Source organism: Sphingopyxis sp. USTB-05 (genome assembly GCF_023822045.1).
Taxonomy (GTDB): domain Bacteria; phylum Pseudomonadota; class Alphaproteobacteria; order Sphingomonadales; family Sphingomonadaceae; genus Sphingopyxis.
On sequence record NZ_CP084712.1, the window covers coordinates 962,360 to 984,379 of the forward strand.

22 protein-coding genes are annotated in these 22,020 nt (G+C 64.6%); 10 read left to right on the forward strand and 12 right to left on the reverse strand.

Features of this window, described 5'->3' with window-relative positions; genetic code table 11:
• Positions 1-39 precede the first annotated feature (39 nt).
• The 3 genes from thrS to KEC45_RS04180 are packed head-to-tail and all read left to right on the forward strand — an operon-like array spanning position 40 to position 3,664.
• The gene (gene thrS / locus KEC45_RS04170) at positions 40-2,043 is read left to right on the forward strand and encodes a threonine--tRNA ligase (protein ID WP_252171508.1); all 2,004 of its coding nucleotides are present in this window, start codon (positions 40-42) and stop codon (positions 2,041-2,043) included.
• A complete protein-coding gene (locus tag KEC45_RS04175) occupies positions 2,040-2,906 on the forward strand; it encodes a metallophosphoesterase (RefSeq protein WP_238586698.1) in 867 nt (288 codons plus the stop codon). Before thrS ends, KEC45_RS04175 begins: the two co-directional genes overlap by 4 nt.
• Positions 2,903-3,664 (forward strand): sulfite exporter TauE/SafE family protein, encoded by a 762-nt coding sequence (locus tag KEC45_RS04180; RefSeq protein ID WP_062182717.1) that lies wholly within the window; start codon positions 2,903-2,905, stop codon positions 3,662-3,664. The genes KEC45_RS04175 and KEC45_RS04180 overlap by 4 nt, the downstream gene beginning before the upstream one ends.
• Here the strand turns inward: KEC45_RS04180 and KEC45_RS04185 are convergent.
• Both KEC45_RS04185 and KEC45_RS04190 read right to left on the reverse strand, forming a co-directional pair.
• The gene (locus KEC45_RS04185; RefSeq protein WP_062182714.1) at positions 3,661-6,162 is read right to left on the reverse strand and encodes an ABC transporter permease; all 2,502 of its coding nucleotides are present in this window, start codon (positions 6,160-6,162) and stop codon (positions 3,661-3,663) included. The genes KEC45_RS04180 and KEC45_RS04185 overlap by 4 nt on opposite strands.
• Positions 6,163-6,256: 94 nt before the next feature.
• Positions 6,257-6,958 (reverse strand): ABC transporter ATP-binding protein, encoded by a 702-nt coding sequence (locus KEC45_RS04190; RefSeq protein WP_062182711.1) that lies wholly within the window; start codon positions 6,956-6,958, stop codon positions 6,257-6,259.
• Positions 6,959-6,974: 16 nt separating this feature from the next.
• Here KEC45_RS04190 and KEC45_RS04195 point away from each other — a divergent pair, with 16 nt between their 5' ends.
• Positions 6,975-7,688, forward strand: a complete 714-nt coding sequence (locus tag KEC45_RS04195) for an arylesterase (RefSeq protein WP_062182707.1) — start codon at positions 6,975-6,977, stop codon at positions 7,686-7,688.
• On the opposite strand, the gene KEC45_RS04200 is transcribed toward KEC45_RS04195, so the two are convergent.
• The 4 genes from KEC45_RS04200 to KEC45_RS04215 form a co-directional block, all read right to left on the reverse strand.
• Positions 7,685-8,008, reverse strand: a complete 324-nt coding sequence (locus KEC45_RS04200) for a YnfA family protein (RefSeq protein WP_062184197.1) — start codon at positions 8,006-8,008, stop codon at positions 7,685-7,687. The genes KEC45_RS04195 and KEC45_RS04200 overlap by 4 nt on opposite strands.
• Before the next feature lie 294 nt (positions 8,009-8,302).
• Positions 8,303-8,761, reverse strand: coding sequence for an outer membrane protein (locus KEC45_RS04205; protein WP_062182703.1), 459 nt, complete (start codon positions 8,759-8,761; stop codon positions 8,303-8,305).
• A 239-nt stretch (positions 8,762-9,000) separates the two neighbouring features.
• Positions 9,001-10,248: a 23S rRNA (adenine(2503)-C(2))-methyltransferase RlmN gene (gene rlmN / locus KEC45_RS04210; protein ID WP_252171509.1), complete on the reverse strand. Its 1,248-nt coding sequence runs from the start codon at positions 10,246-10,248 to the stop codon at positions 9,001-9,003.
• Between the two features lie 196 nt (positions 10,249-10,444).
• Positions 10,445-11,188 carry an SDR family oxidoreductase gene (locus KEC45_RS04215; protein WP_062182697.1) on the reverse strand — a complete coding sequence of 248 codons (744 nt, stop codon included), beginning with the start codon at positions 11,186-11,188 and terminating at the stop codon, positions 10,445-10,447.
• Positions 11,189-11,301: 113 nt separating this feature from the next.
• On the opposite strand from KEC45_RS04215, the gene KEC45_RS04220 reads away from it, so the two are divergent.
• Entirely contained in the window at positions 11,302-11,694 is a 393-nt protein-coding gene (locus KEC45_RS04220; RefSeq protein WP_252171510.1) for a helix-turn-helix domain-containing protein, read from the forward strand.
• Positions 11,695-11,805: 111 nt separating this feature from the next.
• Positions 11,806-12,099, forward strand: a complete 294-nt coding sequence (locus tag KEC45_RS04225; protein WP_252171511.1) for a hypothetical protein — start codon at positions 11,806-11,808, stop codon at positions 12,097-12,099.
• A gap of 309 nt (positions 12,100-12,408) precedes the next feature.
• Here the strand turns inward: KEC45_RS04225 and KEC45_RS04230 are convergent, their stop codons facing one another.
• Positions 12,409-12,738: a UrcA family protein gene (locus KEC45_RS04230; protein WP_252171512.1), complete on the reverse strand. Its 330-nt coding sequence runs from the start codon at positions 12,736-12,738 to the stop codon at positions 12,409-12,411.
• Between the two features lie 149 nt (positions 12,739-12,887).
• Here KEC45_RS04230 and KEC45_RS04235 point away from each other — a divergent pair, with 149 nt between their 5' ends.
• Entirely contained in the window at positions 12,888-13,775 is an 888-nt protein-coding gene (locus tag KEC45_RS04235) for a LysR family transcriptional regulator (RefSeq protein WP_062182685.1), read from the forward strand.
• Positions 13,776-14,132: 357 nt separating this feature from the next.
• On the opposite strand, the gene KEC45_RS04240 is transcribed toward KEC45_RS04235, so the two are convergent.
• Positions 14,133-14,630: a hypothetical protein gene (locus tag KEC45_RS04240; RefSeq protein WP_062184194.1), complete on the reverse strand. Its 498-nt coding sequence runs from the start codon at positions 14,628-14,630 to the stop codon at positions 14,133-14,135.
• Positions 14,631-14,800: 170 nt separating this feature from the next.
• Between KEC45_RS04240 and dnaN the strand changes: the two genes are divergently transcribed.
• Positions 14,801-15,916, forward strand: a complete 1,116-nt coding sequence (gene dnaN, locus KEC45_RS04245) for a DNA polymerase III subunit beta (protein ID WP_062182682.1) — start codon at positions 14,801-14,803, stop codon at positions 15,914-15,916.
• Positions 15,917-15,969: 53 nt separating this feature from the next.
• Here dnaN and KEC45_RS04250 read toward each other — a convergent pair whose 3' ends face one another.
• Entirely contained in the window at positions 15,970-17,313 is a 1,344-nt protein-coding gene (locus tag KEC45_RS04250) for a sorbosone dehydrogenase family protein (RefSeq protein WP_062182680.1), read from the reverse strand.
• Between the two features lie 172 nt (positions 17,314-17,485).
• On the opposite strand from KEC45_RS04250, the gene KEC45_RS04255 reads away from it, so the two are divergent.
• Positions 17,486-17,701 (forward strand): hypothetical protein, encoded by a 216-nt coding sequence (locus KEC45_RS04255; RefSeq protein ID WP_037511232.1) that lies wholly within the window; start codon positions 17,486-17,488, stop codon positions 17,699-17,701.
• 3 nt (positions 17,702-17,704) lie between these two features.
• On the opposite strand, the gene argC is transcribed toward KEC45_RS04255, so the two are convergent.
• The 3 genes from argC to KEC45_RS04270 form a co-directional block, all read right to left on the reverse strand.
• Complete coding sequence (argC, locus tag KEC45_RS04260; protein WP_062182674.1) at positions 17,705-18,622, reverse strand: N-acetyl-gamma-glutamyl-phosphate reductase; 918 nt, start codon at positions 18,620-18,622, stop codon at positions 17,705-17,707.
• A gap of 5 nt (positions 18,623-18,627) precedes the next feature.
• A complete protein-coding gene (locus KEC45_RS04265) occupies positions 18,628-19,572 on the reverse strand; it encodes a C40 family peptidase (RefSeq protein WP_238586697.1) in 945 nt (314 codons plus the stop codon).
• Between the two features lie 85 nt (positions 19,573-19,657).
• Positions 19,658-21,061, reverse strand: coding sequence for a M17 family metallopeptidase (locus KEC45_RS04270; RefSeq protein WP_062182668.1), 1,404 nt, complete (start codon positions 21,059-21,061; stop codon positions 19,658-19,660).
• 154 nt (positions 21,062-21,215) lie between these two features.
• On the opposite strand from KEC45_RS04270, the gene KEC45_RS04275 reads away from it, so the two are divergent.
• Positions 21,216-21,950 (forward strand): DUF4163 domain-containing protein, encoded by a 735-nt coding sequence (locus KEC45_RS04275; RefSeq protein WP_252171513.1) that lies wholly within the window; start codon positions 21,216-21,218, stop codon positions 21,948-21,950.
• Positions 21,951-22,020 lie beyond the last annotated feature (70 nt).

Genomic DNA, 22,020 nt, shown 5'->3' on the forward strand with positions numbered 1-22,020 from the left:
GGGCGCCCGCACTTTTGCGCAAGAAAGGCCCGTTTTTCGATGTCCGACATGATCCGCGTCACCCTTCCCGATGGCTCTGCCCGTGAAGTCGTGCGCGGGACTACCGCGCTGCAGATCGCGGCCGACATCGGCCCCGGCCTTGCCAAGGCCGCGCTCGCCGCGAAAATCGACGGTGAACTGCGCGACATCATGCGCCCGCTGGACGAAGACACGAACCTGTCGCTGGTGACGAGCCGCGACGAGGCCGATGCGCTCGAACTCTTTCGCCACGACTACGCGCATGTGCTGGCCGAGGCGGTGCAGAACCTGTTTCCAGGGACGCAGATCACCTTCGGCCCGTCGACGGGCGACGGCTTTTATTATGACTTCGCGCCGACCGCCGAGCATGGCCCGTTCCGCGACGACGAACTGCCGCTGATCGAGGAGGAGATGCGCAAGATCATCGCCGCCGACCTGCCGCTGACGCGCGAGGTTTGGGAGCGCGACAAGCTGATCGCCAAATGGGCCGCCGAGGGTGAGAGCTTCAAGGCCGAATGGGCGGCCGAGCTGCCGCAGGGCGAGGAACTGACTGTTTATCGCAGCGGCGACGGCTGGATGGACATGTGCCGCGGCCCGCACCTCGCCTCGACGGGCAAGCTCGACCCCGCCGCGTTCAAGCTGACGCGCGTGTCGGGCGCCTATTGGCGCGGCGATCAGAAGAATGCGCAATTGAGCCGCATCTATGGCACCGGTTGGCTCAACAAGAAGCAGCTCGCCGAGCATCTCGTCCGGCTGGAAGAGGCCGCAAAGCGCGACCATCGCAAGATCGGCCGCGAGATGGAGCTGTTCCACCTGCAGGAAGAGGCGCATGGCAGCGTCTTCTGGCACCCCAAGGGCTATCGCATCTATCGCGAGCTTGAGGCCTACATGCGCCGCGCGATCGACGGCTCGGGCTATCAGGAGGTCAAGACCCCGCAGGTGATGGACGCCAAGCAGTGGGAGCAGTCGGGCCACTGGGGCAAATATCGCGAGAATATGTTCGTCATCCCCGACGAAGTCCCGAACATCGAGGACGAAGGTCCGATCGTCTCCGACGGCGCCGAATGGATGGCGCTCAAGCCGATGAACTGCCCCGCGCACGTCCTGATCTTCCGTCAGGGGATGAAGTCGTATCGCGACCTTCCGCTGCGCATGGCCGAAATGGGCTGCTGCCACCGCAACGAGCCGCATGGCGCGCTGCATGGCATCATGCGCGTGCGCCAGTTCACGCAGGACGACGGCCATATCTTCTGCCGCGAAGATCAGATCGTCGAGGAAGTGCGCGCCTTCTGCCAACTCCTTGACCGCGTCTATCGCGAACTCGGCTTCGAAAAATATGCGGTGAAGCTCGCGCTGCGCCCCGAAAAGCGCTTCGGCACCGAGGAAATGTGGGACAAGGCCGAGGCGGAACTGCGCGAAGCCGTCGCGCGCGCGGGCATGGCGAATGACGATTATGGCTGGGAAGAACTGCCGGGCGAGGGTGCCTTTTATGCGCCCAAGCTCGAATTCCACCTGACCGACGCGATCGGCCGGACCTGGCAGTGCGGAACGATCCAGTCCGACCGCGTGATGCCCGAGCGTCTCGATGCGAGCTATATCGGTGAGGATGGCGAGCGCCATCGCCCGGTAATGCTCCACCGCGCGATCCTCGGCACCTATGAGCGTTTCATCGGCATATTGATCGAACATTTCGCCGGCCGCTTCCCGACCTGGCTCGCGCCGGTGCAGGCCGTCGTCGCGACGATCGTCAGCGACGCCGACGAATATGCCAAGGACGCGGTCGCCCAGCTCACGGCGGCGGGCATCCGCACCGACATCGACGTCCGCAACGAGAAGATCAACTATAAGGTCCGCGAACACAGCCTCGCCAAGGTTCCCTATCTGCTGGTGGTCGGCAATCGCGAAGCGGAGGAAGGCACCGTCGCGATCCGCACCCTCGGTCAGGACGGCCAGCGCATCATGCCGCTCGCCGAAGCGATCGCGATGCTGAAGGGTGAGGCGACCCCGCCCGACCTGCGCAGTTGATCGCGCCCGAGAAGCGTCGTCCGCGCCGATGGCTGCGCTGGCTGTTGCTGCTGGCGTTCGTCGGCGCGGCGCTTCTCGCCAAGGGCTATTGGAACGCGACGCGCGATCCGCTGATCCGCAGCGCAAGCGTCGAAGTGGGCGACTGGCCAAAGGGGCAGGGACCAGTCAGGATCCTGTTGCTCTCTGACACGCATGTCGCCGGCCCCGACATGCCGCCCGCGCGGCTGGCGCGGATCGTCGGCGAACTCAACCGGCTGAAGCCAGATCTGGTCCTGATCGCGGGCGACCTCGTCAGCGAAAGGCGCGGCGCCACGCATATTTACACGCCTGCCGAGGTGGTGGCACCGCTTGGCGGCCTTCGCGCGCCATTGGGCGTCGTCGTCGCGCCGGGCAATCACGATCATTGGTTCAAGCCCGACGCGCTGCGCGGCGAACTCGAAAAGCTCGGCATTCGCGTGCTACAGAATGAAGCCGTCAAGATCGGACCGCTGGTCGTCGGCGGAGTCGACGATGATTATTCGGGGCATGACGATGTACCCGCCACCTTCGCGGCGATGGACCGGCTCGGCGCCGGCGTGCCGCTGCTGCTGACGCACAGTCCTGACATCGTTCCCGACCTGCCACGCCCCGTCGCCGCGGTCTTCGCGGGCCACACGCACTGCGGCCAGATTCGCTTCCCCTTCATCGGCGCCTTGACCTATGTTTCGCGCTACGGCGACCGCTTCGCGTGCGGCGATATCGACGACAAGGGCCAGCGCGTCTTCGTCGGCGCCGGACTTGGCACCAGCCTGTTGCCGCTCCGTTTCAACACCCCGCCGGACGCTTGGCTCGTCACGCTGGGGCCCAAGGCCGCCGCGAAGTGACCGATCTTGCGCATCTCGCCGGACTCGCCCCATGGACCTTCGCCGGCGCCGCAGCGATGACGTTCGGCGCCGCCTTCGTGCGCGGCCTCACCGGTTTCGGCATGGCGATCATCCTCGTGCCCTTGCTCGGGCTGATCATGCCGCCGGGCGAGGCGGTGGTGCTGGGCATCCTGCTGCAATTGCTGATCGGCCCGGTCGGTTTTCAGCGCATCGCCGCCGGTGCCGACCGCCGCACCGCATTCCCGATCGGCGTGCTCGCGATGCTCGCGACGCCGCTAGGCATGCTTGCGCTGAAGGCCGTGACGCCTGACATCGCCCGCTTGCTGATCGCGATCATCGCTATCGCCGCCTTCCTGCTGATCCTGATGCCGCAGCATCCCGATGGCCATAAGCCGGGGCGGATGTCGATCGGCCTGACCGGCATCGCCTCGGGCATTCTCACGGGCTTTGCCGCAATGCCGGGGCCGCCGGTCGTGCCCTTTTACCTGCGCCAGCGGATCACGCCCGATGTCGCGCGCGCCTCGATGATGCTCGTCTTTTTCGCCACCGCGATCGCCGGGACGCTCGCCTCGCTCTGGCTCGGCCTCGCCACGATGAAGCTCTTCATCCTGTCGCTGTTGCTCTTTGTCCCGATGGCGCTCGGCGACCATGTCGGAACGCGGCTGTTCGGCCGCGTGCCCGTGCCGGTGTGGCGCGGCATCGTTGCAGTAGTCCTCGGTATCGCCGGCCTGTCGGCGCTGCTCCGCCTGCTGAACTAGAGGCTGCGCAGCGCCTGCGCGGGTTTCGCCGACAAGAGCGGCCAGCTTCCCGCAATCCCGATCAGAAAGGACAGCCCTGCGCCGCCGAGCAGGGTCAGGCCGACGATCAGCGGGTCGGGCGCGAAGTCGAAATCGAACAATTGCGTCACGACATACCACGCGCCCGCAAGGCCCAGCCCCAGCGCCAGCACCGCAAGAATGCCCGCGAGCACCGCATATTCCATGCCCTGCGCGCCGAGTATCTGACCCCGCGTCGCGCCCAGCAGCTTCAGGATCACGCTATCGTAAACGCGCCGCTCGCGGCTCGCCGCAATCGCGCCGATCAGCACCGCGATCCCGGCCAGGATCGCGATGCTCGCTGCCGCGGCGATCGCCTGGCTCATCTGCGTCAGCAGCGTCGTCACCTGCGACACGACATCGCGCACCGCGATCAGTGAGGCCGACGGGAAAGCGCGCGGGATGCTGCGCGAAAGGGCGGTTTCGGCTTCGGGCCCAACGGCCACGGTCGCGACCATATTATGCGGCGCCGCGTCGAAAGTGCCGGGCGAGAAGACGAGCACATAGTTCAGCCCGAAATTGTCCCAATTGACGGTGCGGAAGGATGCGACCTTCGCTTGCACTTCGACCCCAAGCACATTGACCGACAGCGTATCGCCCAGTTTCAGCCCGAGCGAGGTGGCCACCTCCTGCTCGACGCTGACCAGCGGCGGGCCCTTGTAATCGGCCGCCCACCATTGGCCGCCGACCAGTTCGCTGCCGTTCGGAAGCACGGGGCTATAGGTCAGCCCGCGGTCGCCGCGCAGCACCCACGCGCCCTCCGGCAGTTCGGCAAGCTCGTCGACGCGCTGGCCCGCAAATTCGGTGACGCTGCCGCGCAGCGCCGGAATCATGTTGATCTCCGCCTTGGGGTCGGCCCCCGTCACCATCGTCCGAAAGCGCGCGGTCTCGGTACGCGGCACGTCGAGTACGAAAAAGCTCGGCGCGCGCTGCGGCACGGTCGACCGGATTTCGGCGGTGATGCTCGTCTGAATCGCCGCGAGCGTCACGAAGAGCGTGAGCCCCAGCCCCAGCGCCACGACGAGCGCGCCGGTCGCAGCGCCGGGGCGGTGCAGGTTCGCGAGCGCCAGGCGGAACAGCGGGCGTTTCGGCCGCGGCAGGCGGCTCGCGGTGCGCCGCACCAGCCAGCCAAGCCCGACGAGAATGAGCAGCAGTCCGATCGCCGCCCCGATGAAACCGAGCGCGAACAACGGCTCGCGCGCGGTGCCGACCGCCAGCGCGATGATCGCCGCGAGCGCTGCCGCGACGGCAACGACCGTCTGCCGATCGATCCGCGCCGCGCCGCTCACCGTCGCGCGGTAAAGCCCGGCGGCGGGAACGTGCCGCGTCGCCGCAAGCGGGGGCAGGGCAAAGGCGATCGCGATCAGCAGGCCATAGGCGGCGCTGACGGCAAGCGGCAGCGGATAGATGGCAACGCCCGGCTTGACCGGCAGCACATCGCCCGCAATCGCGCCGATGATCGCGGGCGCAAGTGCGCCGACGACCAGCCCGGCGATGATCGACACCGCCGCGACCGCGAGAATCTGCAGTCCGTAAATGCGCGCCACCGTGCCGCTGTCGGCGCCCAGCACCTTCAGCGTCGCAAGGCCGGGGCGCTTGCCCGCAAGATAGCTCGCGACGCCATTGCCGACGCCGATCCCGGCAATCACCAGTGCGGCGAGACCGACGAGCGACAGAAACTGGCCCATGCGCTCGATAAAGCGCCGCGTGCCGGGCGCACCGTTGCTGCTGTCAGTGATGTCCCATCCCGCATCGGGGAATTCGGCGGTCAGCGCCTTGCCGACCGCTTCGGGGTTCGCGCTATCGGGCAGGCGGACGCGATATTTGCTTTCGTAAAGGCTGCCCGGCTGGATCAATTGCGTCGCGGGCAGGTCGGAAAGGCCGATCATCGCGACGGGACCAAGCGTGAAGCCTTCGCCCAGGCGGTCGGGTTCTTCGGCGATGATGCCGTCGATCCGGAATGTCTTTTCGCCGAACTTCACGTCACCCCCGACTTGAAGGTCGAGGCGAGAGGCAAGGTCCTTGCCGATCCAGATGCCGCCCGCCGGTGGTGGGCCCTTACGTGCGCCGCTTTCCAGCCGCATCGTGCCATAGAGCGGATAGGCGCCGTCGACTGCTTTCAGTTCGGAAAGCAGCGCCTCGCCGTCGGGATCGTTCGCCATCGCGCGCAGCCGCACGGTTGCCGAGGGCGTGCCGACGCGGCGAAAGCCGGCCATTTCTTGAGGAGTGGCCTCGCGCTGCGGCAGGCTGAATTCGACATCGCCGCCAAGGATCGTCTGCCCGCGCACTTCGAGTTCGGAGGTGATGCCGCGCGTCAGGCTGCCGATCGCCGCGAGCGTCGCGACGCCAAGGAACAGGCAGACGGCGAGGAGGCGCAGGCCGCGGATACGCGTCGCAAGGTCGCGGCGCGCGATCCGCCAGAGTGTAGCGAGCGGGAGCATCAGGGCAAAACCTCCAAGACCCGTTCGCATCGAGCCCTGAGCGCGCGTACCGCGGGCAGTCGAAGGGCTCGATGCGAACGGCGCTGGGGAGAACTCACGCCGCCCGCTCTTCGATTTTCCCGTCGTGCATCACGACCACGCGGTCGCAATGTTCGGCGAGTTCGGGGTCGTGGGTGATGATGAGCAAAGTCGCGCCCAGCGCGGCGCGGCGCGCAAAGATCAGTTCGATGATCGACTGGCCCGTCGCGGTGTCGAGATTGCCCGTCGGCTCGTCGGCAAAGATGATGGCGGGCGAACTTGCCATTGCGCGCGCGATGGCAACGCGCTGCTGTTCGCCGCCCGACAATTGCGCGGGATAATGTGTGAGGCGGTGGCCCAGGCCGACGGCTTCGAGTTCGGCGGCGGCGCGGCCGAACGGATCGGCAATCCCGGCGAGTTCGAGCGGCACGGCGACATTTTCCAAAGCGGTCATGGTCGGGAGCAGGTGAAAGGCCTGCAGCACGATGCCTATGCGGCCGCGCCGCGCGCGCGCCAGATCATCCTCGTCCATCGTCGCGAAATCGAGCCCCGCGACGTTGATGCTGCCGCCGTTGGCGCGTTCGAGCCCCGCGAGCACCGCCATCAGCGAGCTTTTGCCCGACCCTGACGGTCCGAGCAGCGCGACCGAGGTGCCTGCGGGAACTTCCAGATCGACGCCGCGCAAAATTTCGACAGGGGCCTTGTCGCTTCCGAGCGTCAGCGTCACATTATGGGCGGCGATCGCCAGGTCTGGCGAAGGTCGAGGCGCGTCGGTCAAGAAGGGACCCTTTGAAATGAGAACGGCCGGATGGCGCTCTTTGTTGATATATGGTTGCGCAATTGCGCTTTGCCAACCGCTCGCCGCGTGCGGATCGGCGGAAAACCCGTCGGCTTCGACCAATGACAAGGTCGCGGCGAAAACGGCGCCGGTGATCCCCGCCGACGCACCGCTTGTGATCGCGTTCGGCGACAGCCTCTACGCGGGATACCAGCTTGGCCCAAAGGAAGGCCTCGCGCCGCAATTGCAGGCCGCGCTTGCGGACGACGGCGTCGTCGCGCGCGTGCAGAATGCGGGTGTCTCGGGCGACACGACCGCCGCGGGGCGCCAGCGCCTGACCTATGTGCTCGACAATGCAAAGACAAAGCCCTCGCTCGTCGTGCTCGGCCTCGGCGGGAACGACATGCTGCGCGGCATCGGTCCCGACCAGACGCGCGCCAATCTCGACGCGATGCTCGCCGAGCTAAAGAAGCGTGATATTCCGGTGTTGCTCACCGGCATGTTGGCCGCGCCGAATCTCGGCAGCGACTATGCGAAGAAGTTCAACCCCATCTACCCCGAACTCGCGTCGAAATATGCGGCAAGCTTCTATCCCTTCATCCTCGACAATGTCGTCACCGACAAGGCGCTGATGCTCGGCGACAATATGCATCCCAATGCCAAGGGGGTGACGGTGGTGGCCGAGGGACTGGCGCCGCTGGTCGAACAGGCGCTGCCGAACGCGGGCTAACTCCCCCGCGGCCCGAACAATATGATCGCCGCGCCGCCCAGGCACACGGCGGCGCCGATCAGGTCCCAGCGGTCGGGCTTCGCACCTTCGACCGCCCACAGCCACATGAGCGCCGAGACGATATAGACGCCGCCATAGGCCGCGTAGGTGCGCCCCGCATGCTCGGCATCGACCAGTGTCAGCAGATAGGCGAACAGCGCGAGCGCCGCCATGCCGGGCGCGATCCACCAGATGGACTTGCCGAGCCGGAGCCAAGCCCAGAAGGCGAAGCAACCCGCGATTTCGGCCAGCGCGGCCCCGATATAGGCAAAGGCAGTCATCGCCCCACCGTGGCGCGCGCGCGACCGAAATGGAAGAAGATGATTGTCGACGCCGCGCAATTGTCCGCTCTGGGATGGGCAGCGGACGTTCAGTCACTCACTTCCGTCATCCCGGGCTTGACCCGGGATCCCGCTTTTTGAAGGCGCTCACTGGTTTCGACCTCAAGCGGGACCCCGGATCAAGTCCGGAGTGACGACGAAAGATAGGGCGGCTCCCGGTCGAAACCCGCAATCCAAAAGAAAAGGGGCGACCCGCAGGCCGCCCCTTCTTTGTCATTCGCTGTTCCGAAAGGATCAGAAAGCGAAGCCGACGCCGACGACGAAGGTGTCGAAGTCGCCGAAGTTGTTGATGAACTGGTGACGATATTCACCCTTGGCATAGAGGTTCTGGCCCAGCTTGTGCTGGTAGCCGGCGCCGACGTACGGATCATCGACGTCGCCGAAGGTGTAGCCGCCGGTGGCGTAAAGCTTGCCGTTCGCACCGATCTTGGCGCCCGCGCGGCCGCCGGCCGAGAACTGGACCTTCGCGCCGTCGACGAGGACCTTGTCACCCGCGATTTCGGCACCGAGGAAGGTCGAGCTGCCGAGGTCGAAGTCATAACCGGCGGCGGCGCCGAGGGTGGCTTCGTCCTGGCCATTGCCGGTGATCAGACCGCCGCGGACTTCCACGCGGCCTTCGCCGCCGGGTGCTGCGAGTGCGGGGGTTGCAACGATGGCCGTCAGGAGAGCGGCTGCAACTGCGAATTTCTTCATGTTTTTTTCCTTCTGCTTTTAATCGGGTCACGCCCTTTGGGTCGCGACCGACCCCGTAAATGGGGCTCGCGGCTGTCGCTGCAATGAACGGATCGTTCAGAATGTGACAATTTTCTTACCTGTGTTATTTTTACCACACAGTATAGAATAGGTATGCGACCGCATAGCCCGGAAAACCGTGCATTTTGAACGCAGCTATTATGGTGAAGGGCGGCGCGGAGGCGCCTTTTGCCGGCAGCCTAGCCCAGCGCGGCCTGCTTCTCTTCGGCTATCCGGTCGAGCTCGGCACGAGTCGGCTTGGTCGCCGCGCTCTTCAACTGGCCGCACGCGGCCATGATGTCGCGTCCGCGCGGGGTGCGCACCGGTGCCGAAATCCCCGCCTTGAAAATCAGGCTGCTGAACGCGCGCACGCGTTCGGGCGTCGAACATTCATAAGGGGCGCCGGGCCATGGGTTGAAGGGGATCAGGTTGACCTTTGCGGGCAGCTTATACTGCTTGATCAGCCGGACGAGCTCGCGCGCATCCTCGTCGCTGTCATTCTTGTCCTTGAGCATCACATATTCGAAGGTGATGCGCCGCGCGTTGTTCGCGCCGGGATAATCGGCGCACGCCTGCAACAATTCCTCGATGCCATATTTGCGATTGAGCGGGACGATCTCGTCGCGGATTTCCTTCGACACCGCGTGGAGCGACACCGCTAGATTGACGCCGATCTCTTCGCCCGCGCGCGCCATCATCGGCACCACGCCGCTGGTCGACAGCGTGATACGCCGCTTCGACAGCGCCAAGCCGTCGCCGTCCATCACGATCTTGAGCGCGCCCTTCACCTCGTCGAAATTATAGAGCGGCTCGCCCATGCCCATCATCACGATGTTGGTAAGCATTCGTCCGTCGGCGGTATAATGACCAGCCTCGTCGTCGGCATCGTCGTCCTCGGGATCGGGGCCGAAGCCCGCCATCGTTCCCTTGGGCCATTCGCCGAGCGCGTCGCGCGCGAGCAGAACCTGCCCGACGATCTCGCCGGCGCCGAGGTTGCGGACGAGACGCATCGTCCCGGTGTGGCAGAAACGGCAGTTGAGCGTGCAGCCGACCTGGCTCGACACGCACAGCGTTCCCCGATCGGCGTCGGGGATGAAAACCATCTCATATTCCTGGCCGTCGGCGGCAGCGAGCAGCCATTTGCGCGTACCGTCGTTCGATGCCTGCGCCTCGCGCACCGTCGGGCGGCCGATGATGAAGCGGTCGGTGAGCCAGGGCCGCATTGCCTTGGCGATATCGGTCATCGCCTCGAAATCGGTGACGCCGCGGTGATAGATCCAGTGCCAGATCTGCTTGGCGCGCAGCTTCGCGGCCTTTGCGTCCAGACCCGCTTCGACCAGCACTCCGCCGATCGCGTCGCGCGTCAGTCCGACCAGGTCGATGCGGTTGCCGCCGCGCAAGGGAACGGTGCCCGTCGTGACGGGGTCGATATGGCCAGGAATCTGCATGATGCGCGGCCATATAGTGGGGAAGGGGCAAAAGAGCAATCTTCCGGCATCGATCCTCCCTGTCGCGCAGCGATGGGGAGGGGGACCGCGCCCGTAGGGCGTGGTGGAGGGGCCGCGACGCCGCGTTATAGCCCCTCCGTCAGCGCTTCGCGCTGCCACCTCCCCATGGCTTCGCCACGGGGAGGATTGTCTGAGCTTACAACGCCTTCAGCCGTTCCAGCACCTGCGGCACCGTCCCGCTCGCCTCGGCATTACGCAGCGGCAGGACATTCTGCACCAGGATTTCCGCGGGCGTCGGCTCTACGGCAAACAGCGCCATCACCTCGTCGGCGAACTCATCGAGCGGCATATAACCCTCGCGCGTCGATTGTCCCGGCGTCAGGTCGGTGCGGACGGCGGGCGGCGCCAGTTCGATCACTTCGACCTTGCCTTCCAACTGGATACGCAGCGCGACCGAATAGCTGTGGACCGCGGCCTTGGTCGCCGAATAGGTCGGCGCCTTGGGGAAGGGCACAAAGGCGAGCCCTGATGTCACATTGACAATCGCGCTGTCCGCCTGCGCCGCCAGATGATCGACCAGCGCATCGATCAGCCGGATCGGGCCGAGGATGTTGGTCACGACCGTCGCTTCGGCCTGCGTCAGGTCGCGCTTCGCGCTTACGTCCTCGGCATTCATGATACCGGCATTGTTCACCAGCACGTTGAGGCTCGGAAATTTCGCGACGATCTCTTTCGCGAAGGCCGCGATCGCATCGGCATCGGTGACGTCGAGCGACACCGCCGTCATATTCGGCCGGCCCGCGATCGTCGCCTCCAGCTTTGCGGCATTGCGCCCGGTGACGATGACCGTGTTGCCCGCATCGTGCCAACGCTGCGCGAGCGCCAACCCAATGCCCGAACCCCCGCCGGTGACGAGGATGGTGTTGCCTGTGGTTTTCATATTTGCCTCCTTTGGGGGTGGTGAGAAGGCCTAGATATCCCCATACTCTCCAAAAGAAAGTAGGCACCCAAAAGTGCCATAGTTACCAAAAAGAGAGATTTGGATTTTCCGCCATGCCCACGCCCGAAAAAACCTCTTACGACCCCAATGCGCCGGTCGACCCGCGCGTCGAAACGCTCGTCAACGAACTGATCGGCCGAGTCGCCGACAAATGGACCCTACTCGTTCTTGAGGAGCTGGAGGATCACGGAACCTGCCGATTCACCGAATTGTCGCGCCGCGTCCCGGGCATCAGCCAAAAGATGCTGACGCAGACGCTGCGCCAGATGGAGCGCGACGGATTGTTGGTGCGGACAGTTCACCCGGTCGTCCCGCCCAAGGTCGAATATTGCCTGACCGACCTAGGCCACAGTCTGGGCGAAGCCTTTTGCGGCGTATGGGTCTGGGCGGAGGCCAATCTGGAAAAGGTGGCACGGGCCCGGATGGCGTTTGACGAACGGACGTAATGTTTCGGCAGATGTGCGCTGACGCGGTGGTCGATTGCAGTTGCGATGATGTTGCGAAAATGAAATTAAAATGTATATCTTTTTGCGAATCATAGCAACTTGGGAAGTTAAATGACACTGACGGTAGTAATAGCAGTAATATTCTCCGTCATCTTGGTAATGTTGATCTTGTCTTGGCTTATCAGCTTCGTTGCTTTCGGAAAGCTCAAGCCGGTCCCGCGCGCGGTTGCGACCGTGCTCACGGCGTGGACGATCGCGACGCTGCTATATGGCTACAACAGCGGAAGCTTTCTCTTCGCGGGCATTATATATGGTGCTGGTGCGGCCATCGTCTTTTGGGAACGCAAGTATCGGTATGAAAAGCACTGGCTACCCGATGACCATCGGACAGACACATTCAGTTAGTCCGCCTCATCTGGTCCTCGCGAGTTTCCTGGGGATAGCTTGAAAAGACACTGCCCCGGTGGCGTTCGACGAGCGGAGGGTGATCCGGGGCGATTTGAAGCGACCGGGAATAGGCTCTCTTTCATCGTCACCCCGGACTTGATCCGGGGTCCCGCTTGCAGGCGAGAGCTGCCGATATACAAAAAGGAGCGGGGCCCCGTTTCAAGCCCGGCGTGGCGAAATTTCGTTATCGGAATAGCAAGCCGGGACCATGATCGTGCCCGAATCATGGCCCCGGCTTTGACGGGCCCTGCAACTTGGGTCCGCCGATCAGTTGCGGATCGAGCTGACCTTGATCAGTTGGTCGCGCGATGCGCTGGCAACCACCACATCGGCCTGTGCCGAGGCGACGCGCTTTGTGTCGCGGCGGCATTGCCGCACGTCATTCTTGCCCGCGATGTCGAAATCGGGGGCAGTTCCGCACACTTCGACGACGGCGCGCCAGATACGGCGGTCGAGCGCTTTGGTGCCGGCTTCGGTGCGGAGGTCGAGATCTTTGTGCGCCACTGCGACGCTCGGGTTCGCAGGGGCGGTTTGCGCCGAAGCAGGCTGGCCGATCGATACGGCAGCGAGGGCGGCGAGGATCAGAAGCTTTTGCATCTTGTTTCTCCATCGTCCGGCTGAGGAGGGGAGGAAGCCGGTGGAGAAGCAGATAATCCATGGCCAGGCGCGAAAGGAGCAACGATGTTGCCGGGCTATTCTGCAAAATTGCAGAATGAGGCCGCCCACATTATGTCGCACAAGGCGTCATGTATGATTGGAACGACCTCAAGGCCTTTCTGGCCGTTGCCGAAACCGGCAGCACGCTGTCTGCGGCGCAATCGATGCGTGTCAGCCAGACGACCGTCGCCCGGCGCATCGCGGCGCTCGAGGAAGCGACCGGCCTCAACCTGTTCGAGCGGCGACAGGCGGGCTATGCGCTGACCCCGGTAGGCGAAGCGATGCTGGCGAGCGCGATTGCCGTTCGCGACGCGGCCGACCGGTTCAGCGACGCTGCGGGAGCGCGGTCGCGCGATGCGGGCGGCACTGTCAGCGTGACGGTGATGGAAATTTTCGCGGTGACGATCCTGCCGCCGATCCTGCGCGACCTCCGCGCCGCGCATCCGGCGATCCATATCCATCTCGACACGTCGGACGAGCCGCGCGATCTCGCCACCGGTGCCGCGGACATCGCAATTCGCAGCAGCAAGCAGCCGACCGGCGCGGGCCTCGTCGGGCGGCGCATCGCCGACAATCCGTGGACTCTCTACAGCAGCCGCGATTATGCCGACCGTCACGGCATCCCGCACACCCGCGAAGAACTGGCCGCACACCCTTTCATCGGCGGGGGCGGTGCGGTTTGGGAACCCTATCAGGCGTGGCTCCGCCAATATCGGCTCGAGGATTCGGTGGTGATGCGATATGATACCGGGTCAGGACTCCTCGCCGGCGTACGCGCGGGCATGGGCCTCACCATATTGCCCGCCTTCATCGCGGAGCGCGAACCCGACCTGATCCGCTGCATCCCGCCCAAGAGCGAGGATACGACGGGCCTGTGGCTGCTGACCCACGAAAGGTTGCGCCACGTGCCCCGCGTGCGCCTGGTTCTCGACTTCCTCGCCGCCGGCCTGACGAAGCTTGCGCGAAGTAACGGCTAGCGGGAGCCGTTGGGGGCTGATCGTTCGCGGCGGGGAAATCGCTGTCCTACATTATTTGGCCGATCTAGCGTCTCGGCGATGACGAACGAGCCGCCGATCCTCCCGACCATGATTGACGCCGTTCCAGGGTCCTCGGTGCGCGTCATGCAGATCGATTTGCGAGTGAAGTTGCGCAGTTTTCCGCCGTTTCGAAAATGCGTCGCCTTTCCTTCTTTCGTCACCCTGGACGTGATCCGGGGGCCAGCTTACGTCGATGTGCCGCAGGGATTCCGGATCGAGTTCGGGATAACGAAGGGGGAGGGGAAAGGCGGATCGCGAGTGAAGTTGCGCAGAAATCAGCCACTTCCCCAAAAGGCCTCAACGCAGTTTCGCGCACCCCAGGGCAGCAGCGTCGATTGCGGTCGCGGCGCCGCGCAGCCGGTAAGTGTCGGCGATCGCGCCGCCGGTCGGCGTTCCGCTTTCGACGCTCATGCTCGGTGCCGACCGCATCGCCGCGATAATCGCGGCGTCCATCCGCGTATCGCTCGCCCACCCATGCGCTCCGTTGCCGGTCAGGATGAAGCGACGGCTGCCGATCGTCAGGCGGAGTTCGCGACCCGGCGCGCGCGCTTTCGACAAGCGGACATAAAATTGCCCGCGTATGCGCGATTTCGGCCAATAGCCGACGCTGGCATAGGCTTTCACCTGGGGTCTGCCGATCGTGGCGGCAGGCGCGGCGAGGGCGTAGCAGCGCGGCGTCGCAGGGTCGCGAAACGCGCCCCAGCCATCGAAAACACCAAGCGCGGTCGGACTGGCGGCAATCGCCAGGGCAGGCATCGCCGCTGCTATCAGGAAAAGGGAGGCCCAGCGCCGCATCGCGCCTCGTTCGCGCGATTGGGGATGCTTTGCAAGCATGGCTTGCACGCGCCGCCCTGTACGTTAAGGAAGGTGAACATTTTCAGGGGCCAGAATCGGGGCACGAATCGCCTCCGATGGTCTGTCCCTAAGGGACTTTTCCCGCGGAACACAGGGATGGCGGATTAAGAATGAAAGCGACGATCGAACGCGCAGTGTTGTTGAAGAGCCTCGGCCACGTTCAGTCGGTGGTCGAACGGCGCAATACGATCCCTATCCTCTCTAACGTCCTGATCGAAGCCGATGCATCGGGTCAGCTCAAACTGATGGCGACCGACCTCGATCTTCAGGTGGTGGAGACGATCGCGGCAAAGGTCGAAACGCCCGGGACGACCACTGTGTCGGCGCACACCCTCTTCGAAATCGCGCGCAAGCTGCCCGAAGGATCGGAAGTCAGCCTTGCCGCCGCCGAGGGCAAGATGCAGGTCAAGGCCGGCCGCTCGAACTTCAACCTGCCGACGCTGCCGCGCGACGATTTCCCGGTGATCGCCGAGGGTGACCTGCCGACCAATTTCGAGCTGCCCGTCGCCGAATTGATCCAGATCATCGACAAGACGCGCTTCGCGATCTCGACCGAGGAAACGCGTTATTACCTCAACGGTATCTTTCTGCACGTCGCCGAGGATGCGTCGGGCCCGGTGCTGAAGGCCGCGGCGACCGACGGCCACCGCCTCGCGCGCTACACCGTGACGCGTCCCGACGGTGCCTCGTCGATGCCCGACGTCATCGTGCCGCGCAAATGCGTCACCGAGATCCGCAAGCTGCTCGACGAGGCCGAAGGCAATGTCGAAATCAGCCTGTCGGCCAGCAAGGTCCGCTTCCAGCTTGGCAATGCGATCCTGACCTCGAAGCTGATCGACGGGACCTTTCCAGATTACAGCCGCGTCATTCCGACCGCGAATGACAAGCTGCTCAAGGTTGATCCGAAGAGCCTGTATCAGGGCGTCGACCGCGTCTCGACGATCGCCAGCGAAAAGACCCGTGCGGTCAAGGTCGGGCTCGACAAGGACCGCATCACGCTCAGCGTGACCAGCCCCGAAAACGGCACGGCTGCCGAAGAGGTTGCCGCGGTCTATGACAGCGACACGATGGAAATCGGCTTCAACGCCCGTTACCTCAGCGATATCCTTGGCCAGGTCGACGGCGATACCGTCGAACTCCACCTCGCCGACGCGAACGCTCCGACGCTGATCCGCGAAAGCGAAAAGAGCCCGGCGCTCTACGTGCTGATGCCGATGCGGGTCTGACGACCCGATAAAGCCCCTAAACGAAAAAGGCCCCGCGATTGCGGGGCCTTTTCTTATCCCGCCTTCGCGACCCGCCAGATTACGCCGCCGGTATCGTCGGCCACCAGCGCGCTGCCATCCTTTGCGACCTTGACGTCGGCCGGGCGGCCGCGAGTGGTCTTGCCATCCTTGCCGAGGAACTGGTCGAGCAAGGTGACCGGCAGCGCGTCGACCGGCTTGCCGTTGGCACCGAATTTGACGAACACGACGTCATAGCCGGTGACGGGCTCGCGGTTCCACGACCCGTGGCGGGCGATCAGCGCGCCATTCGCCCAGCGGTCGCCAAGGTCGAGGCCCTGCGTGAAAGTGAAGCCCAGCGGCGCGGTGTGGGCGCCAAGGCCATATTCGGGACGCTTGACATATTGCCGGCGATCCTCGGCCTCGGGCTCGACCCGCGGATCGACGAAACCGCCCCAATAATACCAGGGCCAGCCATAGAAATCGCCTTCGGTCACGTCGGTCAGATAGTCGGGCACCAGGTCGCTGCCGAGCATGTCGCGCTCGTTTACCACGGTCCACAGCCGGTCGCTGCCGGGATAGAAATTGAGGCCGACGGGATTGCGGATGCCGGCGGCGAACGTGCGCATATATTTATTCTCGGGCCGCACTTCGAGCACGCTGGCTCGGCGGAACTCGCGGTTCAATCCCGCTTCGCCAATATTGGAGTCTGCGCCGACGCCGATGTAGAGCCAGCCATTGGGGGCGACCGCAAGGCTCTTGGTCCAATGGCGGTTGGTCCCCTTGGCGGGCAGGTCGACGAGCTTGGTCGGCTTGCCGCTCATCTTCGTCTCGCCGGCCACATAAGGGAAGGCGAGCAGCGCGTCGGTGTTGGCGACGTACAGCGTGCTGCCGACGAGTGCCATGCCGTAGGGCGAATTCAATCCGGTGATATAGGCGGCCTTCACTTCGGCCTTGCCGTCGCCGTCGGCGTCGCGGAGCAGGGTGATCCGGTTCGCCGATGGCTTGCGGCCCGCGCCGCCTTTGCCCATCAGAGTCTTCATCACCGCGCCTTGCACGCCGCCATCCTTGCGCGGCGGGCTCTGCGATTCCGCGACGAGCACGTCACCGTTCGGAAGTACCAGCATGGTTCGCGGGTGATCGAGCCCTTCGGCGAAACGTGCGACCGCAAGCCCCTGCGCAACGCGCGGCGCTTGCCCGGCGGGCCAACTCGTCGCTTCGGGCACATTCACCGTCGGGAAAGTCTCGGTCTTTTGCGATGCCATCACTGGCACTCGCCCGCTGAGTTCAGCGGTCGAGAAGCGCGCAACGTCGGGTCGCGACATGATGTACAGCGTGATGCCGCCGATGATCAGCAGCAGCAACAGGGCGAGGGCGGCATATTTCAGGATCTTGCGCATGACGCCTGTCTACACGGGCGAAGCGCGGCGTCAAAGGGGTTGCATCGGAGGGCGAAGGTTAACCGAAGAAGCCTGGCAATTAACCTTACCCGATCGTTCATCACGGTTAGGAACGGTGCGGTGATGGGCGGGCGTTAGGGATCGGGGCACGACGTAACGGACCAGGAACAAGATGCACCTGCCTGCCCCCTTTCTCACCGATCGCGACGCGGTCGAGGATGCTCATGCGCTGATCAGCATGCACGGAGAAGAAGCAGGCTTCGCCGCCGCAGCACGGGCAGAGCAATATCGCGTCCTCGGCAACCACGTCCATTTTGCGCGCTGGCGCCAGATCGAGCGGCTGATCACCTATTTGTCGGTCGAGGATATTCTCGACACAGTGCACTAAGGTTTAAACTCGCAAGCCCGCAGTCTCAGGCAGCCCAGCCATGATGTTCAGATTCTGGACGCATGCACCGCTCGCGCCCTTGCCCAGATTGTCGAGCCGCGCAACGAGACGTAGCTGACGGCCGAAAGAGTCGGAAAAGAGCGTCAACTCCATCCGGTCGGTCGCTTCGTCCTTCTGACTGAGCAGCAATTCGCTCTCGTCACCGCGCCGAACGCTGACCAGCGCCGATCCCTCGAAATGGGCGGCAATGGCATTGAATGCGGCATCGGCGGTCGGCGCGTCGAAACTCAGCGGCACCTCGACCAGCATCCCACGATACACGGGGACGACTGCCGGAGCGAACAATGGCGGATGCGTCAGGCCTGCGCCCCGCTGCATTTCGGGCACATGCTTGTGGTTCAATGACAGGCCATAGCTGCGAAACCCGATATCGGGTTCGGCTTCGAACCGTGCGATCAGCTCCTTGCCGCCGCCGGAATAACCCGACACCGCATTGACGCTGAGCCGCGCGTCGGCCGGGAGGATACCCGCTGCGACCAGTGGCGCGACGAGAGCGAGGAAACCCGTCGGATAGCAGCCCGGATTGCTCACGCGTGTCGAGGCGGCGATCGCCTCGCGCTGCCCCGCACTCAGTTCGGGAAAGCCATAGGCCCAACTCGGGGCGACGCGGTGCGCGGTCGAGGCGTCGATGACCATTGTGCTTTCGTTGCGGATCATCGCGACCGCCTCGATCGCCGCGGCGTCGGGCAGGCAGAGGATTACGAAATCGGCGCTGTTAAGCGCCTCGGCCCGGCGATTGGCGTCCTTGCGTTCCGCGTCGGGCAGGGTGATCAGTGCAAATTCGCTCCGACCGGCAAGCCGCTCGGCAATTTCCAGGCCCGTCGTTCCCGCCGCGCCGTCGATGAAGACCGTCTGTGTCATGATTTTTACCGCAGTCGTTTATAGCCGGAAACCGGCACATCATTCCCTTTCGCCGCCGAACGCTCGATTACGTCGGCCAGCGGTTCGCTGTTCACCGACATCCATCGTCGGCTGGCATGGATGATGGTCTGGCTGTCGGCCATGATGCCGACATGCCCCGGGAAGAAGACGAGATCGCCGCGTGCGAGCGCCGCCGGATCGACATCCTTGTCGGCTCCCAGCGACGCAAGCTGCAAGTCGCTGTCGCGTGGCAGTTGTACGCCCGCGGCCGCCCAAACAAGCTGGACGAGACCCGAGCAATCGATCCCCTTGGTGGTACGGCCGCCCCAGACATAGGGTGTACCGATCATCTGCTCGGCGAGTTCGGCCGGATCACCGTTCTCGGTGCCGACCTCGACAAGCGACGCGAGGGGCAGATAACCGTGCGAGGTCGCGAGCCATTCGCCCTCGGGCTCGCCCATCACTAGGGCGCCGCGCGGCAATACCCCGGGACCGCCGCTCGCCGCATCGGGCGCGCTGTGCAGCATGGCCTCGATCATCGCGACACGGTGTGTCGGTGCGATCGGCGCGGCGAGCGCTTCGGCGGCGAGATAGCCGACATAATGGTCCGCAAGGCAATATCCCCACGCCCAGCCACCGGTCAGGTCGAGCAAGGCGAAGCCTTCGCCGAACAGCAACTCGCTCGTCTGGTCGGCATCGACCGAAGGCGACGCACGCAGGGAAGCCGCGGGCAGCACGCCGCTGCGCATCATCGGTGCGGCATAATGCGGCGCGAAATGGGTTCCGGCGACGGCGATATCGGCAAGGTCGGGACGGATCGCGACGACGCGCGGATCGAAGCTTTGCGACGTGCCGGTCAGGCCAAAGCGATCGCGGCCCGCGCCGGCGGCGCCGGGACGCCCCATCCGCACGCGGTTTGCCGCTGAATTATCGCCACTTTCTGCTGTCACTTGCCGTCCTGTAAAAAGCTGGGTTCCGCGCGGGGCGGACAATCGCGCGCCATTAGACCAGCCGACCCCTCTTTATCAAGAATGTTCAGGTTTTTCCGCGGCGGTCGTAGCGTGCCTGCAGCATTGCCCAGGTGGCGCGGAGCCCCAGCGCGGCGCCGCCTTTCGGACGTCCGGGCTTTGCCGACGGGCGCCAGGCGAAGGTGTCGAGATGCGCCCATGCCACGCCGTCGGGGATGAAGCGTTTGAGAAACAGCGCGGCAGTGATCGACCCGGCGAAGGGCGAACTGCCCGCATTGCCGAGATCGGCGATGTCGGTTTCGAGCAGGTCGGCATAGCCGTCCCACAGCGGCATCCGCCAAAGCGGGTCGTCGCGGTCCGTCCCCGCCGCGAGCATCGCATCGGCGAGCGCATCGTCGTTGGCGAACAGCGGCGGAAGGTCGGGACCAAGCGCGACGCGCGCCGCGCCGGTCAATGTCGCGAAATCGACGATCAATTCGGGTTTGGCTTCACCGGCCTTTGCCAGCGCGTCGCCGAGCACGAGCCGGCCCTCGGCATCGGTGTTGCCGATTTCGACCGTCAGACCCTTGCGGCTCTTCAGCACGTCGCCAGGGCGGAAGGCATCCGATGAAATCGCATTCTCGGCAGCGGCGACAAGGCAGTGCAATCGCACCGGCAGGCCGCTAGCCATCACCAGTTCGGCAAGCGCGAGCACATGCGCCGCGCCGCCCATATCCTTCTTCATCAACCGCATGCCTGCCGCGGGCTTGATGTCGAGTCCGCCGCTGTCGAAGCTGATCCCCTTGCCGACCAGTGCGACGCGCGGATGATCCTCCTTGCCCCATTCGATCTCGATCAGGCGCGGCGCGTGATGCTTCGCCGCGGCGCGTCCGACCGCATGGATCATCGGATATCCCTGCTCCAGCGCCTCACCCTTGGTCACGCTGAACTTGCCGCCATGCGCCTTCGCAATGCGTTCGGCGGCCTTTTCGATCGCCGCAGGCCCCATGTCGGCGGCGGGCGTGTTGACGAGGTCGCGGACGAGCGCGGTCGCACGCATCTCGGCGACCAAGGGTGCGATGGCGCCCACGTCGCTGGTCAGCAGCACGCGCGGCCCCTTGGTGGGCGGGTTCGATTTATAGTCGTCGAAGCGATATTGCGAGCTCATCCAGCCGAACAGCGCCTTGCCGGGTTGCTGGCCTTCGACGCGATAACGGCCTTCGGGAAGGATCTGTCCCAGCTTGGCAAGGCACCAGGCCGACAGTTTCTGAGTGTTCGCAACCGTCGTGAGGACAGCCCATTTGTCGGGATCGTCGCCCGGCAGAATGGCATGGACGAATACGTCGGGTTTGAAACCGACCGCCGCAAGGTGTGCGCGTTCGCGTGCGCTGCGGCCTTTCAGCCATTCGTCATAGCCCTTTTTGTCGACAAGGTGGATCGGGCGCGCGTCCTGTCCCTTGTCGGGCTGGATCAGATCGGAATAGTCGGTCATGCACGCGGTGCTAGGCCGCTCGGGATATTTTGTCGATTCCCGGCGTTATGTCGGAATGACGACTGAAATATTCTGGCGAAATGCCACTTCCGTTCTTGCCGGCGCGCTGTTGCTGGCCGGGTGTTCCGATGACAAGCCGACGAAGGCGGACAAGGTGGCCGCGGCGTCGGTGACCGGCGCGCCGCCACAGGGGGCGGCCGACGAAGCGGTGAAGGGCGCGCCCGCGTCGAACGTTGCCGAAAAGACCGACCTGATCGATTTCGGTTATGCCTATCCCAGGGAAGCCGCTCAAATCCCCGAACTCGCAAAGGCGCTGGATGGCGACCGGTCGGTAAAGCGCCAGGCGTTGGTTGCAGCGGCGGAGCGCGACAGGGCGGCGGCAGAGAAGGGCGGATTCCCCTATCGCGCGCACAGCCATCGCCAGATTTGGCAGCGCGTGACCAGCACGCCGCGCTTCCTCAGCCTTTCGGCAGAGATCGAGACCTATGCCGGGGGCGCCCACGGTATGCAGGGCTTCGATACGCTGATCTGGGACCGCAACCGGCGCAAGCAGATGAAGCCGCTCGACCTGTTCCAGAGCGGCGAAGCGTTCGACGCGGCGATCCGCGAGCCGTTCTGTGCGGCGATCAAGCGCGCGAAGGCCGCGAAAGGGATAGTGGCCGACGAGGCGCCCGACAGCGTCTTCGCCAAATGCCCGCCCGCGTCGGCGCAGACGGTGTGGCTCGGCTCGTCGGATGGGCGTTACCTCGACCGCATGACGATCGCCATCGCGCCTTATGAAATCGGCCCCTATGCCGAGGGCAGCTACAAGATCAACGTCCCGGTCACCGGCGCTCTGGTCAAAGTCGTGAAGGAGGAGTTCGCGCGCGATTTTCTTCCAGTCAACTGAGGATGAGCGCGCGGCAAATTTCAGCATCTTCTAAGGTTGGCGACGATACAGGTTTAGGGGTCAATTAAAA

Excerpts from the sequence above, each read along its gene's own strand:
- thrS (WP_252171508.1), top strand. The coding sequence starts at position 40 with ATGTCCGACATGATCCGCGTCACCCTTCCCGATGGCTCTGCCCGTGAA.
- KEC45_RS04185 (WP_062182714.1), bottom strand. The coding sequence starts at position 6,162 with ATGCTCCCGCTCGCTACACTCTGGCGGATCGCGCGCCGCGACCTTGCG.
- KEC45_RS04195 (WP_062182707.1), top strand. The coding sequence starts at position 6,975 with ATGAGAACGGCCGGATGGCGCTCTTTGTTGATATATGGTTGCGCAATT.
- KEC45_RS04200 (WP_062184197.1), bottom strand. The coding sequence starts at position 8,008 with ATGACTGCCTTTGCCTATATCGGGGCCGCGCTGGCCGAAATCGCGGGT.
- KEC45_RS04205 (WP_062182703.1), bottom strand. The coding sequence starts at position 8,761 with ATGAAGAAATTCGCAGTTGCAGCCGCTCTCCTGACGGCCATCGTTGCA.
- rlmN (WP_252171509.1), bottom strand. The coding sequence starts at position 10,248 with ATGCAGATTCCTGGCCATATCGACCCCGTCACGACGGGCACCGTTCCC.
- KEC45_RS04215 (WP_062182697.1), bottom strand. The coding sequence starts at position 11,188 with ATGAAAACCACAGGCAACACCATCCTCGTCACCGGCGGGGGTTCGGGC.
- KEC45_RS04220 (WP_252171510.1), top strand. The coding sequence starts at position 11,302 with ATGCCCACGCCCGAAAAAACCTCTTACGACCCCAATGCGCCGGTCGAC.
- KEC45_RS04225 (WP_252171511.1), top strand. The coding sequence starts at position 11,806 with ATGACACTGACGGTAGTAATAGCAGTAATATTCTCCGTCATCTTGGTA.
- KEC45_RS04230 (WP_252171512.1), bottom strand. The coding sequence starts at position 12,738 with ATGCAAAAGCTTCTGATCCTCGCCGCCCTCGCTGCCGTATCGATCGGC.
- KEC45_RS04235 (WP_062182685.1), top strand. The coding sequence starts at position 12,888 with ATGTATGATTGGAACGACCTCAAGGCCTTTCTGGCCGTTGCCGAAACC.
- KEC45_RS04240 (WP_062184194.1), bottom strand. The coding sequence starts at position 14,630 with ATGCGGCGCTGGGCCTCCCTTTTCCTGATAGCAGCGGCGATGCCTGCC.
- dnaN (WP_062182682.1), top strand. The coding sequence starts at position 14,801 with ATGAAAGCGACGATCGAACGCGCAGTGTTGTTGAAGAGCCTCGGCCAC.
- KEC45_RS04250 (WP_062182680.1), bottom strand. The coding sequence starts at position 17,313 with ATGCGCAAGATCCTGAAATATGCCGCCCTCGCCCTGTTGCTGCTGCTG.
- KEC45_RS04255 (WP_037511232.1), top strand. The coding sequence starts at position 17,486 with ATGCACCTGCCTGCCCCCTTTCTCACCGATCGCGACGCGGTCGAGGAT.
- argC (WP_062182674.1), bottom strand. The coding sequence starts at position 18,622 with ATGACACAGACGGTCTTCATCGACGGCGCGGCGGGAACGACGGGCCTG.
- KEC45_RS04270 (WP_062182668.1), bottom strand. The coding sequence starts at position 21,061 with ATGACCGACTATTCCGATCTGATCCAGCCCGACAAGGGACAGGACGCG.